Source organism: Pantoea sp. K16, from assembly GCF_048452805.1.
Taxonomy (GTDB): Bacteria; Pseudomonadota; Gammaproteobacteria; order Enterobacterales; family Enterobacteriaceae; genus Pantoea; species Pantoea agglomerans.
Genome location: NZ_JBLWNV010000013.1, coordinates 66,562 through 80,540, shown reverse-complemented (window position 1 = coordinate 80,540; position 13,979 = coordinate 66,562). Strand labels below are relative to the sequence as shown.

Annotated in this window: 9 protein-coding genes; 7 read left to right on the top strand and 2 right to left on the bottom strand. The window is 52.3% G+C overall.

What is annotated here, in order from left to right; translation table 11 throughout:
* Positions 1–737 precede the first annotated feature (737 nt).
* Entirely contained in the window at positions 738–1,811 is a 1,074-nt protein-coding gene (locus ACK13D_RS17345; protein ID WP_010256943.1) for a RepB family plasmid replication initiator protein, read from the bottom strand.
* A gap of 2,052 nt (positions 1,812–3,863) precedes the next feature.
* Here ACK13D_RS17345 and ACK13D_RS17340 point away from each other — a divergent pair.
* The 7 genes from ACK13D_RS17340 (at position 3,864) to ACK13D_RS17310 (ending at position 12,754) form a co-directional block, all read left to right on the top strand.
* The gene (locus ACK13D_RS17340) at positions 3,864–5,066 is read left to right on the top strand and encodes an AAA family ATPase (protein WP_010256940.1); all 1,203 of its coding nucleotides are present in this window, start codon (positions 3,864–3,866) and stop codon (positions 5,064–5,066) included.
* Positions 5,063–6,034: a ParB family protein gene (locus ACK13D_RS17335; RefSeq protein ID WP_122889906.1), complete on the top strand. Its 972-nt coding sequence runs from the start codon at positions 5,063–5,065 to the stop codon at positions 6,032–6,034. The genes ACK13D_RS17340 and ACK13D_RS17335 overlap by 4 nt, the downstream gene beginning before the upstream one ends.
* Positions 6,035–6,253: 219 nt before the next feature.
* On the top strand, positions 6,254–7,180 hold the full coding sequence (locus ACK13D_RS17330; RefSeq protein WP_022624231.1) for an aminoimidazole riboside kinase: 927 nt from the start codon (positions 6,254–6,256) through the stop codon (positions 7,178–7,180).
* 157 nt (positions 7,181–7,337) lie between these two features.
* Positions 7,338–8,873, top strand: coding sequence for a carbohydrate porin (locus ACK13D_RS17325; RefSeq protein WP_159227292.1), 1,536 nt, complete (start codon positions 7,338–7,340; stop codon positions 8,871–8,873).
* A gap of 67 nt (positions 8,874–8,940) precedes the next feature.
* Positions 8,941–10,311, top strand: coding sequence for a sucrose-specific PTS transporter subunit IIBC (locus ACK13D_RS17320; RefSeq protein WP_010256928.1), 1,371 nt, complete (start codon positions 8,941–8,943; stop codon positions 10,309–10,311).
* Entirely contained in the window at positions 10,311–11,720 is a 1,410-nt protein-coding gene (locus ACK13D_RS17315; RefSeq protein WP_159227291.1) for a sucrose-6-phosphate hydrolase, read from the top strand. Before ACK13D_RS17320 ends, ACK13D_RS17315 begins: the two co-directional genes overlap by 1 nt.
* 29 nt (positions 11,721–11,749) lie before the next feature.
* Positions 11,750–12,754: a substrate-binding domain-containing protein gene (locus ACK13D_RS17310; RefSeq protein ID WP_033759898.1), complete on the top strand. Its 1,005-nt coding sequence runs from the start codon at positions 11,750–11,752 to the stop codon at positions 12,752–12,754.
* Positions 12,755–12,774: 20 nt separating this feature from the next.
* On the opposite strand, the gene ACK13D_RS17305 is transcribed toward ACK13D_RS17310, so the two are convergent.
* A complete protein-coding gene (locus ACK13D_RS17305) occupies positions 12,775–13,965 on the bottom strand; it encodes a cytochrome P450 (RefSeq protein WP_418796949.1) in 1,191 nt (396 codons plus the stop codon).
* Positions 13,966–13,979: the final 14 nt, after the last annotated feature.

The window sequence follows — 13,979 nt, the reverse complement described above, 5'->3', positions numbered from 1 at the left end:
GCTGTGGCGAGTAACCATTTTTAGGTGTGGGAATTTGGCAATTTAACAGGAAGTCTTTTACTGACAGTGCAATAAATGATAGTGAGTGCTTACTCTATTTAAGGTAACCACTATATCGAGCATAGGCCAGTGACAATAACAACCACTATAGCGAGTAAGCTCCTCATTTCTGCTCCCAATTAACAACCACTGTAGCGAGAATATCGCATTCATCAGCGCCAGTATCTGATCATTAACTGAACGCTTTAGCGATAAAACAACCTGATAACCACTGTAGCGAGTAGTTTACTCACCCTGGATGGACAAAACGGAGATGAAAAAGCGCGGTAACGGAGGAGATAACCACTATAGCGAGTAGAGTAATGACACCAATTCCCCTGCACGGCCTGCTTGAATACTTCATGACGGGCGTACTTTCTGTGCTGTGATCAGGTAAGTAACCACTATAGCGAGTGAACATTGGGTCTCATTCTGGCTATTACGCTTTTTGAGACAGCTCTTCCGGGAGAGACTAACCACTATAGAGAGTAAACACAGCACCGGGCTCAATTCAGGTCCTGCCGATGGAGAGTGATGAATAGCGCGATTAGCCCTGTTCAGACAGGCGTTACGTATGTTGCTGTCGTGCTGGTAACCACTATAGTGAGTAACGTTACTCGCTACAGTGGTTATTGTCTTTCAGCCCGGCGTTCCCGATAAAAGATTGAAAGCGGAGTAGCATGCTAGCAGAAAGCGTGTCATTGCTTCTTCTGCTTCCTGATTTTGTTCAGTAGCTCTTTTTCTTCACGCGAGACCATCACCAGCTCACTGCTATCCTCTTCAATCACCGGTTCAGGCAGGCTGACGTCAATTACGTCGGAATCGATATCAAGATCGTCAAACTCATCCATCTCATCATCGATCAGGCCTGACTTACTGAGCGGCAGTTCGGCCGGGCGCAGCTTAGGATGACGGTAATGAACCCAGAAGTAGACTGATGAGCCACGTCGGGTTTCGGTGTAGTCGAGATAGCCGATCTCTTTTAACTGCTCCATGGCCTTTCTGACGGTGGCATTCTGGGTAATCACACGCGATGTCAGGTTAAGTCTTGCGCGCAGACGCGCCATAGATATCGGCGCAGGCTTCGGCGGAAGGCTTTCAATGAAGGTGTAGAGCGCCTGAGCAGACTCTTTGCGTGCCAGCTCATTGATGGCTTTAAGCTGCAGCAGAACCTTTCTGTCGAACTGATACAGCTCAAAGATCTTGGGATCGGCCTGCAGCGTTACCGTGTCCTTCTTGATGCTGTATTTCGCAGACTGCACCAGGTGCGTCGTGTAGTTCTCTCCGCCCTTGCTGGTAAAAGTCAGGGTGTTAGAGGCAATACGCGTCAGCGAAGCATCCAGACGGCTCCTGAGCTTCGAGGAGAGACGCACTGAGGGTATGCCGCATAGTTTGGCAAATTCAACGAAAGAGAGCGTTACCGTGTCTCCCAGACACTCATGCGTAGCGAATGCACGAATGATCCCGACCCAGGTTTTGAAATCATTATCCATATCCAGGCGGGCACCCAGAATCTTAATGTTGTCATAGCCTTCTGACCTGACCAGGGATAACTGTTTAAGATCCTGGGTCACATCCATGGCGTTCATCTGGTTTTTCTGACTGCGCGCTGTGGATTTTAACGTCGGAACAAATAAACCGAGTCGCATCAATGCTACCGGCTGGACGGTGTTGTTACTGTTGGGGGTAAGAGTAACAACTTCACCTGTACGTTTATCTGTTTCGCTAAACGCATCAGCTATGTTCAGGATATCTGGTTCTTTTCTTGGCATTAGGAAGATCCGTGATGTGAACAGGCGAGAGCCGCTGTTACTCGATACAGTGGATACTATCACTCACTACAGCGGTTAATCTACTTACCATAGTGGTTATTTCTCTCGATATAGTGGTTGTTTTACTCGTTATAGTGGTTAGCGACCCGGCTTTAACGTAGTCATACCGTGGCCTGAGGCGGTGCTGGGATCTTTAAGGAACTTAATAAGGATCTTAAATGGATCTGTTATTGGATCTATTCAGTGGATAACCTGAGAAAACTAACTGAAAAAGAGTCGAGCCACCGCCCTCCCCCTTTACTGGATCTCCCTCTTTCATCGCAAGCACTCTGGAAAAAGCCGTCATCTACACATAATCAGGGTTATGCACACCGATTCAGACCACTTACTCGCTATAGTGGTTGTTGAGTACTCGCCAGCGCGGTTGCTTTTCTCGCTATAGTGGTTGTTATACTCGTTATAGTGGTTATTCTTCTCGCTACAGTGGTTACTGACCCCCTTCCAGGCCTTGTGTCACAAGGCTTCAGACGCTGCAGGGATCTGTTAAGGATCTCAATTTGATCTATTGAGGATCGACCAATTGGATCTGGCCTGTGGATAACGGGGATAAAACACACAAAACAAAGAATTAGCTGAGAGTCCCAGTCAGAAGTGATTTTCACCTTCAGTTCTGAATGTGCGGTTTATCAGAAGCACGACTGAGAAGGTCTTTTACTGCTAAAACGATCTAACGCTGAGCATAGGTAAGACTGGAATGTTGCATACACCTATAACCATTAAATCTTTAGGGTTATAAGTTTAAATCAGGCCTCAGAAAATCGGTCAGTGAAAATACAGAAAACTCACCATGATGTTAATCACCTATCTATTTGATAAATAATGGATTATTTTTTATTTTCATGATGAAAACACCATAAGATTCTTACTTAACGTAATATCTTTGTTTTGTCAGTACTCAGAATCTGTCAGACATACTAAAAAGGCACTTAAAATAACTTTCCCGGAAGAAGTTAATAAGGCACCAGTGAAGGAACAACAGGAAGAACAGGAAGAACAGGAAGAACGACAGTAAGAAAAATGCGTTCGGCATAATAACTTAAACTAATAAATAGGCTTAGCGTGAATGAAGTAATTTCAGGAATGTAAGAATGACATGAAGATGAAGAGATAGTATCCGGATCTGAATCAAGCACAGTAGAGCGTTAATTCTGACTGTCCGGCATAGCTACATTATGGTGACTTTCCCCAATTAATATTGCTCTAAGCCTTGCCGCATTAAGCCTGTTCTCTACTCCTACTCCTACTCATGCTCTTAAATCGGCAGTCTTAACTCTTCGATGATTTTGATTCGTGACATCACATAATGATGAAGGGAATTAAATCCCTCTCTTTTCTGGATTAAGCCTTGCAATAAAAACCCTATGCGGAAAACGCCTGACATTATGTTGACAGGCAGCAACACAGATTATGAACGATACATAATGACAAGGCATAAAAGGTATAGATTTGGAAGCAGTGATCTTAAGTTAGCAATGATAACGGTAACGATTACTTGCGCACTTTACCGTTATACCTACTCCTTCAGGTTCAAAAGCACTGTAATAGCTTCTGAGTAAAACTTTACGTCAGCAGTAAATGTTGAGTGAAAGTGCATTAATCCTGGAAATTTTTCACCAGGCTATTTCACGCTTAATTAAATGATTTATAATAACTTTTATTGAATTTTCATGCTGAAAACACCATTAAAAAAACACGAAAACAATTTAACGAGCAACCTGCAGACTGGCAGATGATTTATCAGAATCGGAATGCACCGCTCCGAATCATTAGTCCTTAAAATATTCGTTTAATGTCGCCATTTTAAGTTATCTGTCTCAACCAGCCTGTAAGACAAAAAAGCAGAGCGATTCACTTTCCCGTGATTCACAAAAGTAATGCTGCTTGCATCTCACCATCGCGGAGAAAAAATCCAGGTTTTTGGCATTTTTCTAAAAAATTGGCAGATATGTGCTTTTTGTGTAGTATGCAAAAAACATTAACGCAGAGGGGCTTATGAAGCGTGATTATGGTGGAGTGCTGGAAATGGCCACACGTGCCAATTCCATGTTACATGGACTGAGTAACCATATTGAGCAGCAGCGTCAGGAATTTAACCAGACCGGTTTTTACCAGACCTTCTCCCGGAATGCTGTCGCCAACATGCCATTGCTGAGTAAGCATGCTGTTGTCGCCGCAATTGGTGATATGGAAGCAGCAGGTTATCAGTTTGGGAAAAAACAGACCGGCAGCACCTCACAATATGCCCTGACTATCCAGAATGTGGTCGACATCTATCAGCATCGTAAAGTACCGAAATATCGCGATCGGCACGATGGCCCCTTTGTCGTATTCGTTGTCAGCCTTAAAGGTGGTGTCTCAAAAACAGTGAGCACAGTCACGCTGGCCCACGGTATGCGTGCACATCCTTCTATGTTACATAATGACCTGCGTATTCTGGTTATCGACCTGGATCCACAGGCATCAAGCACGATGTTCCTGAGCCATACCAACAGTGTCGGTTCAGTTCTGGAGACGGCAGCGCAGGCGATGCTGAACGATCTGGATGCTGACCAGCTTCGTAAGCAATTCATTAAACCTACTGTCATGCCCGGCGTTGATGTGATCCCAGCCTCTATCGACGATGGTTTTGTTGCAAGCGACTGGGAAGAGCTGGTTGCTGAGCATCTGCCAGGCGTTGCGCCTTCGGAAGTACTACGCCGCAACGTGATTGATCGTCTGGCGGGCGACTACGATTTTATCTTCCTTGATACCGGACCTCACCTTGATTCATTCATGCTGAATGCAATTGCGGCCAGTGATGTACTGCTGACGCCGACGCCTCCTGCACAGGTCGATTTCCACTCCACCATGAAGTATCTGACGCGTCTGCCTGAAATGCTGGAGCGTATTGAGTCCGAAGGCATTGAGCCACGGCTTAAAGCCAATATCGGCTTTATGTCCAAAATGACTTCTAAACACGATCACCTGACTTCGCAAAGCTATGCCAGGGAAGTGTTTACTAAATCGATGCTCGACTGCAGCCTGCCGCGACTGGATGGATTTGAACGCTGCGGCGAATCCTTTGATACGGTGATCAGTGCCAATCCCTCCTCTTATCCGGGCAGTGCGGACGCTCTGCGCAAAGCTAAATATGAAGCCGAGCAGTTCTCAAGGGCTGTGTTTGACCGCATTGAATATATCAGGAGTACCCTGTGAGCAAACCTATACAGCGCATCGGGCGCAAGTTTGGTGATTCTGCTATCGCAAACATGATCGACAGCAGCAGCCAGTCGCGCACATTTACGCTGAAGTCGGGCGCGAAGGCCACCTTTGTGCGCCAGCTAATCCTGCATGATGATATTGAAACCAGAACTAGCGTTGACCCAAAAATCAACGGACGTGACCAGAGCACGCTGACGCCGGAATCGCTTCAGGAGATCACCCGTACTATTACGCTGCAGCAATTTTTTCCGGCTATTGGTCGTGTCAACGGTGACCGGATTGAAATCATGGATGGTTCGCGCCGCCGCGCCGCATGCATTCTTTCCGGTGCCAGTCTGGAAGTACTGGTCACCGCTGATGAACTGAGCCTTAGTGATGCGCGTCAGCTGGCTGCGGACATTCAGACAGCAAAAGAGCATAACCTGCGTGAATTAGGCCTGCGCTTTATGCTGATGAACGAAAATGGCATGAGCAAAACAGAGATTGCTAAAGCCGAAGGCATCTCAAACGCAAAGGTCTCACGAGCGTTCCAGGCCGCAGCCGTACCCGCTGAATTTATTGAACTCTTTCCGGTCGTATCAGAGCTGACACTTCAGGATTACCAGCTACTGCTCGATGTCTGGGAAGAGGCGAAAGCGGAAGCGGTTGATGTCACCGCGCTGGTCAGCGATATTAAGCAAACGCTTAAAGCTGATGATTCCCTGCTAAGCGCCAATGCGGATGAGAAGAAGAGCGCGATTCTTAACGGCTTTAAAAGCGCCCGTCGTCAGTTAAAAAAACCTGCACCCGTCAGCAAGACGGTGACGGAAAAGCTGGCTACCTTTGCCACAGCTAATACCTATGCGCGTCGTAAAACTAATGATGAGAAGCGCACTGTGCAGTATGAATTCAGCCGTCTGCCAAAAGAGATTGCTGAACAGATCGACGCGTCAATCAGACAGATACTCTCCACATTAAAATAATCCTCTTTACGTTTTTGATACCAGAACCGGCCTCTGTGCCGGTTTTTTAATTCTTTCCTCCACCGGCCTCCCGACAGTGCAATCCGCATCTTATCTCTTCGCCTGATAACGACTTCTGTTAATTACGCATCATTTCCGCAGGGTAATACTTGAACTCAGCACGGTTTATCGCTATAGCTAAAACGGTTTAGCTATCAGGTTTAATCAGAGGAGTTTTTTATGTCTGTACGCGTATGGTGCCTCGGAGATGCCGTGGTTGATTTGCTTCCCGAAATGCCGGGTCGCCTGATGCAGTGTCCGGGTGGGGCGCCCGCCAATGTCGCCGTTGGAGTTGCCCGTCTGCAGGGAAACAGCGCTTTTATCGGGCGGGTAGGGGATGATCCCTTTGGTGAGTTTATGCGGCAAACGCTCATTGAAGAGAAGGTTGATACCCGCTACATGATCGCTGATACGCAGCACCGCACTTCAACCGTGGTGGTCGGATTGGATGACCATGGCGAACGTTCCTTTACCTTTATGGTGAGGCCGAGTGCTGACCTGTTTCTTGAGGTGCAAGACCTGCCCGTATTCCGGCACGGGGAGTGGCTGCACTGCTGTTCGATTGCCTTATCAGCTGAACCTTCACGCACGGCGACCCTGACTGCCATGGAGCAGATCCGGGCAGCAGGCGGGCATGTCAGTTTCGATTTAAATCTGCGTCATGACCTCTGGCCCGATCCGGAACTGCTGCATGCGGTGGTGAACGAGGCGCTGAGCCATGCGGACGTGGTTAAACTGTCCGACGAGGAACTCAATTTTCTCTGTCCGGATCAGGAACCGGCTATCACCATGCCGCAGCTGGCAGTGCGATTCAGCATAAAATTATTGCTGGTCACGCGGGGCAGGGAAGGTGTGATCGCCTGCTATCAGGGCCAGCTATACCACTATGCTACTTCGCCCGTGGCCAGCATCGACACCACGGGCGCAGGTGATGCCTTCGTGGCCGGATTACTCTGGGGGCTGGCTAAGTCGGGTCTTCCTGCCGATGAATCGCAGCTGGCCATCTGCCTTACCAGTGCACAACGCTGCGGTGCACTGGCAACCACGGCTAAAGGGGCCATGACAGCACTTCCGCGGCTCCACCAGCTGGACGACCTGCCAGGCTGATTATCTTATTGCCCCTGTTTTGGGAGCTATCTCACAATCACTAAACCGGTTTAGCAATTTTCATTGCGCAGGGAAATTACCCGTGGCTATGATTTGCGCCTAAACCGGTTTAGCAAAAAATCCGGTGATGATAGCCTCTCTTCAGGGACATAAAAAAATGAAAAAAAGCACGTTAGCAGTGAGTCTCTCAACGATATTACTTTCCACATCAGTCTGGGCCGACTCCAGTATGAGCAGCATTGAAGCACGCCTTGCGGCCATGGAGCAGCGACTGCAGGCAGCCGAGCAGCGAGCGAATGCAGCGGAAACCCGCGCACAGGTCGCGGAGAAACAGGCACAGATGGCTGAGAAGCAGGCACAGCAGCTGGCTGCCGTGCAACAACAGACCCAAAACTCCACCGCTGAGGTCGCGCAGCGCACCGCGAAACTGGAACAAAAATCAGCCGATGAAGGTGGCTTCGAGTTCCACGGTTATGCCCGTTCAGGATTGCTGATGAACAGCTCGGCCGCCAAAACTCAGGGTGGCCCGACCGTTACCCCTGCCGGGGAAACCGGCGGTCACGTTGGTCGCCTTGGTAATGAACCGGATACCTACGTTGAGCTCAACCTCGAACATAAACAGACGCTGGACAACGGCGCAACCACCCGTTTCAAAGCGATGCTGGCCGATGGACAGCGCACCTACAACGACTGGACAGCCGCCAGCAGCGATCTCAACCTGCGTCAGGCGTTTGTCGAGCTCGGGCAGCTTCCCACCTTCAGCGGCGCATTCGGTAACGCCACGGTCTGGGCCGGTAAGCGTTTTGATCGCGATAACTTTGATATTCACTGGATCGACTCCGATGTGGTGTTCCTTGCCGGTACCGGTGCCGGTATTTACGACATGAAATGGAGCGATCAGGCGCGCAGTAACATTTCCCTTTATGGTCGTACCTTTGGCGACATTGAAAACAATGAAAACACTGCGCAGAACTACATCCTGTCGCTGAATAACTTTGTCGGGCCGGTACAGCTGATGGTCAGCGGTATGCGGGCAAAGGATAACGACGATCGCCGTGACATCGACGGCCTCAGAGTCAAAAGCGATGCGGCAGAAACCGGCGTACATGCGCTGCTTGGCCTGCATAACGACAGCTTTTATGGGCTGAGAGAAGGCACGTCGAAAACTGCACTGCTCTATGGTCATGGACTGGGCGCAGAGGTGAAGTCGATTGGTTCTGATGGCGCACTGTTGCCGGAAGCGGACACCTGGCGTCTGGCGAGTTACGGTATTACCCCGCTGGGCGGTGGCTGGCACATTGCACCTGCTTTACTGGCTCAGCGTAGTGACGATCGTTACGTCAAAGGTGACAGCTATGACTGGGCGACAGTCAACCTGCGGCTGATTCAGGAAATCACCCAGAACTTTGAGATGCAGTATGAAGGCTCTTATCAGTACATGGATCTGCGTCCCGAAGGCTACAACAACCGTAATGCGGTCAGCGGCAGCTTTACCAAACTCACCGTTGCGCCAACCCTGAAAGCCGGTGATGTCGGTGACTTCCTCAAACGTCCGGAAATTCGTCTCTTTGCAACCTGGATGAACTGGGATCACCGGCTGGATAACTATGCCAGTGACGACGCCTTCGGCAGTAAAGGATTCGATGCCGGTGGCGAATGGAACTTCGGCGTACAGATGGAAACCTGGTTCTGACCGGGCGGCCCCGGATGCCGGGGCCAGAGATCAGGATGGATAAAAACATAACAAGATTGAGGTGTGTATGGACTATGTAAAAATATCGCGGGCATTGCTGCCCCTGCTGGGTGGTAAAGAGAACATCGCCAGCGCTGCTCACTGTGCCACCCGGCTGCGGCTGGTGCTGGCGGATGATGAAAAAGCGGATACGACCGCGATTGGCCGGATTGAAGGCGTTAAAGGCTGCTTCCGCAATGCGGGCCAGCTTCAGGTTATCTTCGGCACCGGCGTGGTGAACAAGGTCTACGCTGCCTTTATCGCCGAGGCGGGCATCAGTGAATCGAGCAAATCTGAGGCCGCTGATATAGCCGCACGTAAGCTCAACCCTTTCCAGCGCATCGCCCGCCTGTTGTCGAACATCTTTGTGCCGATCATTCCGGCGATTGTGGCATCAGGTCTGCTGATGGGCCTGCTGGGGATGGTCAAAACTTACGGCTGGGTCAATCCGGAAAATGCGCTCTATATCATGCTGGATATGTGCAGCTCGGCGGCCTTTATTATCCTGCCGATCCTGATTGGCTTTACGGCTGCCCGCGAGTTTGGTGGTAACCCGTTTCTTGGTGCGACACTGGGCGGCATTCTCACTCATCCGGCGCTGACCAACGCCTGGGGCGTCGCCGCCGGTTTCCACACCATGAACTTCTTCGGCATTGAAGTGGCGATGATTGGCTATCAGGGCACGGTGTTCCCGGTGCTGCTGGCGGTCTGGTTTATGAGCATGCTGGAAAAGCAGCTGCGTCGGGTTATCCCGGATGCGCTGGATCTGATCCTGACCCCGTTCCTGACGGTGATTATCTCCGGCTTTATTGCGCTGCTGATTATCGGTCCGGCAGGTCGTATGCTGGGTGATGGCATCTCCTTTATTCTCAGTACGCTGATTGCGCACGCCGGCTGGCTGGCAGGACTGGTGTTTGGTGGACTCTATTCGGTGATTGTGATTACCGGCGTCCATCACAGCTTTCACGCTATCGAAGCCGGGCTGCTGGGCAATCCTTCCATCGGCGTGAACTTCCTGCTGCCTATCTGGGCGATGGCGAACGTGGCTCAGGGCGGTGCCTGTCTGGCCGTATGGTTTAAAACCCGCGATGCGAAGATCAAAGCGATTTCGCTGCCTTCAGCGTTTTCCGCGCTGCTGGGGATTACCGAGGCGGCTATCTTTGGTATTAACCTGCGCTTTATGAAACCCTTTATAGCGGGTCTGGTGGGTGGCGCGCTGGGTGGTGCCTGGGTGGTGTCGGTCCATGTTTATATGACTGCGGTCGGGCTGACCGGTCTGCCGGGCATGGCGATTGTCCAGGCGGGCTCTCTGCTCAACTATGTCATCGGCATCGCAATCGCGTTTACCACTGCGTTTGTGATCTCTTACCTGCTTAAATACAAAACGGATTCTGAATAATGGCCTCATCAACACGTCTTGCCGCCATTCTGCAGGCGGTGATGCAGGGTATGCCAAAGGCGCTCATCGACAGCCACTACCCTGGCTGGCATCTGGCACCGGTAACCGGGCTGCTAAACGATCCCAACGGCTTTATCCATTTCGACGGTGAATATCATCTCTTCTATCAGTGGAACGCCCTGGAGTGCGCGCATCAGCAAAAATGCTGGGGACACTGGCGCTCAGCCGATCTGCTGCACTGGCAGCATCAGCCCATCGCCCTGATGCCGGACGAGGAGTATGACCGCAGCGGTTGTTACTCGGGCAGTGCGGTAGAGGATAACGGTGTACTGACGCTGATCTACACCGGTAATGTGAAGTTTGATGATGGTTCGCGCACCGCGTGGCAGTGTCTGGCGCAGCAGAACAGCGCGGGCGGTTTCGACAAACTCGGTCCGGTTATCGCCGTACCGGAGGGTTACACCGGCCACGTTCGCGATCCCAAAGTGTGGCGTCATGAAGATCACTGGTACATGGTGCTGGCCGCGCAGAATACCCAGCTGCAGGGCAGGGTGCTGCTGTTGCGTTCTGATAATCTGCGCGAATGGCAGAATCTCGGCGAGATTGCAGGCAGCGAACTGGGCGGGCTGGACGCCGCTGGCTACATGTGGGAGTGCCCGGATATGTTCACCCTCGGCGACAGCACGTATCTGATCTGCTGTCCGCAGGGTGTTGTGCCTGAAGAGAAACGCTACCTGAACAGTCACGCCTGCGCCTGGCTCAGTGGCTCGCTGGATTATCAGCAGCCTGCCTACCTGCATGGCCCGCTGAACGAAATGGATGCCGGGTTTGAATTCTATGCACCACAAACCACGCTGACCGCTGACGGCCGGCGTCTGCTGGTGGGCTGGATGGGAACGCCAGACGGTGAAGAGATGGCCCAGCCAACCGTGGCGCATCACTGGATCCATCAGATGACCTGTCTGCGCGAGCTGAGCTCCCGCAATGGCCGGCTCTGTCAGCAGCCGATTGCAGAACTGCAGGCGCTGCGGGAGAGGGAGCTGCACTATCAGGGCCGCGCCGATGACGCGCCGCCGATCGCCGCGCAGCGGCTGGAGCTTGAGCTGGAGAGCCTGGGCGATATAGAACTCAATTTCGCCGATACGCTGATCCTGACGTGGCAGCAGAATGAACTGCGGCTTGCCCGTCGCAGCCTGGTATCGGGTCAATGGACCTATCGTTACTGGACAGGGGCTGCACGCCGGTTGCAGATCCTGTGTGACCACTCCAGCGTTGAGATCTTCATCAACGACGGGGAAGGGGTGATGAGCAGCCGTTATTTTCCGGACCATCCGGCGATGCTAACCCTGCGCGGTCGCGCAGAACTGCAGGCCCGCTACTGGTCGTTACGTCGCTGCATGGTAGAATAAGCCCTTGTTTCACTAACCGATGCCTTGCCGTGAGAAAAACCAAACGCGTTACCATCAGTGACATCGCCGGGCTGGCTGGGGTTTCTAAAGCCACTGCCAGCCTGGTGCTCAACGGCCGTGGCGAAGAGTTACGGGTGGCGAAGGAGACGCGTGAGCGGGTTCTGACACTGGCCCGGGAACACCATTATCAGCCCAGCATACACGCCCGTATGCTACATGACGCCCGCAGTCATACGCTGGGGCTGGTGGTGCCGGAGATCACCAACCACGGCTTTGCGGCCTTTTCCCATGCGCTGGAAAATCTCTGTCGCGCCGCCGGTCTGCAACTGCTGATCTCCTGCACCGATGAAAATGCCGGTCAGGAGATGGCCGTGGTCAATAACCTGGTGGCGCGTCAGGTCGACGGGTTGATTGTCGCCTCCAGTATGCTGAGCGACAGCGACTATGTCAGCCTCAGCGAACAGCTGCCGGTGCTGCTATTTGACCGCCACATGAACAATACCAGGCTGCCCTGGGTCATCACCGACTCTGTGACGCCCACCGCTGAGCTGGTCGAAAAGCTGGCGCGCACCTGTCCGGAGGAGATCTACTTTCTTGGCGGACAGTCTGACCTCTCCCCGACCCAGGATCGTCTGGCGGGATTCAAAGAGGGACTGATGCGGGCGGGTGTGACGCTGCGGCCGGAGTGGATAATTCAGGGTAACTACCATCCCGGCAGTGGCTATGAGATGTTTGCCGCGCTCTGTCGCAGGCTGGGACGCCCCCCTAAAGCGATGTTCACCGCCGCCTGCGGTCTGCTGGAGGGAGTACTGCGCTACATTAGCGAGCATAACCTGCTGACCAGCGACATCCGCATTGCCAGTTTCGACGATCACTATCTCTATGATTCACTCTCCATTCCGATCGACACGGTTGAGCAGAATGTCCCGGCACTGGCGCAGGCCTGCTTTTCTATGCTGACCACGATGATCGCTGGTGAGGATCCCGCTGACAGTCAGCTTATCCTGCCCGCCACGCTGCGGCTGCGCGGTTAACCGCCGGGCGTTGCAGTGCTTTACCATTCGACCGGCAGGGCGCTGACGCCGCGCAGATTAGCTCTGTGGTTGCGGCGAACGCCAGCGGCCACGGGCCGCATCTCTGGCAATCGCGTCAGTAATACTTCCAGCGCCACCTCCATTTCTGCCAGTGCCAGCCGGTAGCCCATACAGTGATGTATACCGCCACCGAATGCCAGACAGCGCCCCTCATGCCGCCGGATATTCAGCCGTTCCGGAGAGGTAAATACCAGCGGGTCGTGATTGGCTGCACCAAGGCTAAGGAAGAAGCGGGTTCCGGGCGGGATGAGCTCTCCTGCCAACTCAATCTCTTCCAGAGTCGTGCGGTAAAGCATCTGGACCGAACTGTCGTAGCGCAGACATTCCTCTATGGCATCGGGTATCAGCGCATGATTCTGTTTCAGGCTCGCAAGTTCCTGCGGATGAGCATGCAGGGCCAGAATGGTGTTGCACAGCATGTTTGACGTAGTTTCATGACCGGCAAGAAACAGCAGTATCACATTGGCGATGATCTCATCGTGATCCAGCCGGTCGCCGTCACTGCCGCTGCGCAGAAAAAGCGACACCAGATCGCTGGCGGTGCTATCACGTCGGGAGACGATCACGGCACTGAAGTAACTTTCCAGTACGGCAAAAGCTTCAGCGGCTTTCAGCAAATCCGCCTGACTGATTTGAGGATCGAAAACCCTGACCAGCGCAGAGGTAAGGCGACCCAGTTCTGGTGCATCAGATTCTGAAACATCCAGCATCCGGCAGATAATGCGCACCGGTAGCGGAAAAGCGAATGCCTGAGCCAGATCGCAGGCACGACGCCCTTCCAGTTCATCAACCAGTTCATTGGCTATCGTCAGCGCCATCTCCCGAAGAGATTTAATCTCCCGGGCGCTGAACGCCTTCATAACCAGTCCTCTTAACCGGTTATGATCGGGTGGGTTCAGCACCAGAAACATTCTGCTGATACCCTGAAACAGCGGCAGTCCGGCTGCATCATTACCAAATCTTACTCTGACACTTTCCATATAATTTTTACCGACCCGCCGGTCGTTCAGCAGGGCGTCCACCACCGCGTGACTGCCGCTGATGATGATCTTATCTCCGGCAGGGATAAGCGGTCCCTGCTGATGCAGTTTTCGATAAAGGGGAAAGGGATTATCAGAGTAGTCGGGGTCCATGAGTTCATGAAGCTGCATAGCGTACTCCGCTG

Bases quoted from the DNA above. Each gene is read 5' to 3' on its own strand.
- ACK13D_RS17315 (WP_159227291.1), top strand. From the start codon at position 10,311: ATGGCCTCATCAACACGTCTTGCCGCCATTCTGCAGGCGGTGATGCAG.
- ACK13D_RS17325 (WP_159227292.1), top strand. From the start codon at position 7,338: ATGAAAAAAAGCACGTTAGCAGTGAGTCTCTCAACGATATTACTTTCC.
- ACK13D_RS17330 (WP_022624231.1), top strand. From the start codon at position 6,254: ATGTCTGTACGCGTATGGTGCCTCGGAGATGCCGTGGTTGATTTGCTT.
- ACK13D_RS17340 (WP_010256940.1), top strand. From the start codon at position 3,864: ATGAAGCGTGATTATGGTGGAGTGCTGGAAATGGCCACACGTGCCAAT.
- ACK13D_RS17345 (WP_010256943.1), bottom strand. From the start codon at position 1,811: ATGCCAAGAAAAGAACCAGATATCCTGAACATAGCTGATGCGTTTAGC.
- ACK13D_RS17320 (WP_010256928.1), top strand. From the start codon at position 8,941: ATGGACTATGTAAAAATATCGCGGGCATTGCTGCCCCTGCTGGGTGGT.
- ACK13D_RS17305 (WP_418796949.1), bottom strand. From the start codon at position 13,965: ATGCAGCTTCATGAACTCATGGACCCCGACTACTCTGATAATCCCTTT.